Here is a 1517-nt window from a genome sequence, read left to right on the forward strand (position 1 = left end):
TGCGACCCTCTGGTCCCAAACCAGATGCGCTACCAGGCTGCGCTACGCCCCGACTTGAGGTGACGTTTAGGGGGCTGCGCCCGAAGGCGCAAGCGCCCTAGCGCTGCTCGGGAGCCTCTTCCACAGTCTCTTCGGAGTCAGCGTCCCCGGCTTCAGACTCCGGAGTCTCCACATTGCCGAACAGCGGGTGACGCACGGTGTCGCCCGGTTCGATGCCCAGCTCCAGAGTCCGGCCGCCATTGAGTTCGACCACGGCGACGACACGGTAATCGGATGACATGGGGCGGCGGGAAAAGGGCTGCGCGCCGGTTATGATCTTGGCGATCTCGCCATTCGCCCGGACATAGAGGATGTCGAGCGGGATGATCGTGTTCGCCATCCAGATCGAGATGAAATCCTCGCGCCCGAAATCGAACAGCATGCCGGCGTCAGGATCCATGCTCTCGCGGTGCATCAGGCCGCGCTCACGCGAATCGTCGGTGTCAGCCACCTCGACGGTGAAGGTGTGCTCGCCGAAATCGCCTTCAATCACAAGCGGGTCCGGCCCGCCATATTGCACGACGGCGTCGGGCGCAGTGGGATCGACAGACTGCGCCAGGGCGCAGCCGGCGGAGCCGAAGCCGACAAGTGCGGCGGCAGCCAGAGCAAGAATGCGAGAACGGATCATCATGGCGCGCAAGCTAGCTCTGTGAGCCCTCCCGCGCAATCTCTCTACGCGCCTCCTGACGGGCTGAGAGTCGGCAATTGGTCTTGCACCGCACAAATTGCTTGCAGCAGAGCGCCTGACACGGTTTTTTGCGCGCCAACATTTGCGTTTCGCTGGAGGATATTCGTGCGCATTGATAAAATCAGCGCCGGCGTGAACCCGCCCGAGGACATCAACGTCATCATCGAGGTTCCCGTGGGCGGTCAGCCGGTCAAGTACGAGCTCGACAAGGATTCGGGCACCGTGTTCGTTGACCGCTTCCTGCACACCCCGATGCGCTATCCGTGCAATTACGGTTTCATGCCGCACACCCTGTCCGATGATGGCGATCCCATCGATGTGATGGTGCTGGGCCAGACCGAGCTGGTGCCGGGCTGCGTCGTGCGCGCCCGTCCGATCGGCGTGCTGCTGATGGAAGATGAGAGCGGCCAGGACGAGAAGATTCTCGCCGCGCCGCACGCCAAGCTCACCCCCTTCTATGACGACATCAAGGATTACCACGATGTCCACGGGGCGCAGCTGGCGCGCATCACCCATTTCTTCGAGCACTACAAGGATCTCGAGCCCAACAAATGGGTGAAGGTTCAGGGCTGGCACGGCGTCGAGCGCGCTCGCGAACTGATCACGGTCGCCATGGACCGCGTGAAGAAGGGCTAAGTCCCCTCGCCTGATGATCTGAAGAACGGCGTTCGGGAAACTGGACGCCGTTTTTCTTGCGCGCGACTCAAAGCGGCCTCACAGAGCGAGGCGGCCTCAGTTCTTGCGATATAGGGAGAAGCGGCGCGCGTGGCAGGCCCTAGGGGAATCGAAC

The 1517-nt window shown here is 62.4% G+C and carries 2 protein-coding genes; one reads left to right on the forward strand and one right to left on the reverse strand.

Annotated features, from left to right (window positions below):
• Nucleotides 1-97: 97 nt before the first annotated feature.
• Nucleotides 98-670 (reverse strand): DUF192 domain-containing protein, encoded by a 573-nt coding sequence (locus tag B2Z70_RS07090; protein WP_292982134.1) that lies wholly within the window; start codon nt 668-670, stop codon nt 98-100.
• A 162-nt stretch (nt 671-832) separates the two neighbouring features.
• Here B2Z70_RS07090 and ppa point away from each other — a divergent pair, with 162 nt between their 5' ends.
• Entirely contained in the window at nt 833-1363 is a 531-nt protein-coding gene (gene ppa, locus B2Z70_RS07095) for an inorganic diphosphatase (protein WP_009800826.1), read from the forward strand.
• Nucleotides 1364-1517: the final 154 nt, after the last annotated feature.

It is taken from the genome of Oceanicaulis sp. UBA6590, from assembly GCF_002433705.1.
Lineage (GTDB): Bacteria > Pseudomonadota > Alphaproteobacteria > Caulobacterales > Maricaulaceae > Oceanicaulis.

Excerpts from the sequence above, each read along its gene's own strand:
- B2Z70_RS07090 (WP_292982134.1), bottom strand. The coding sequence starts at position 670 with ATGATGATCCGTTCTCGCATTCTTGCTCTGGCTGCCGCCGCACTTGTC.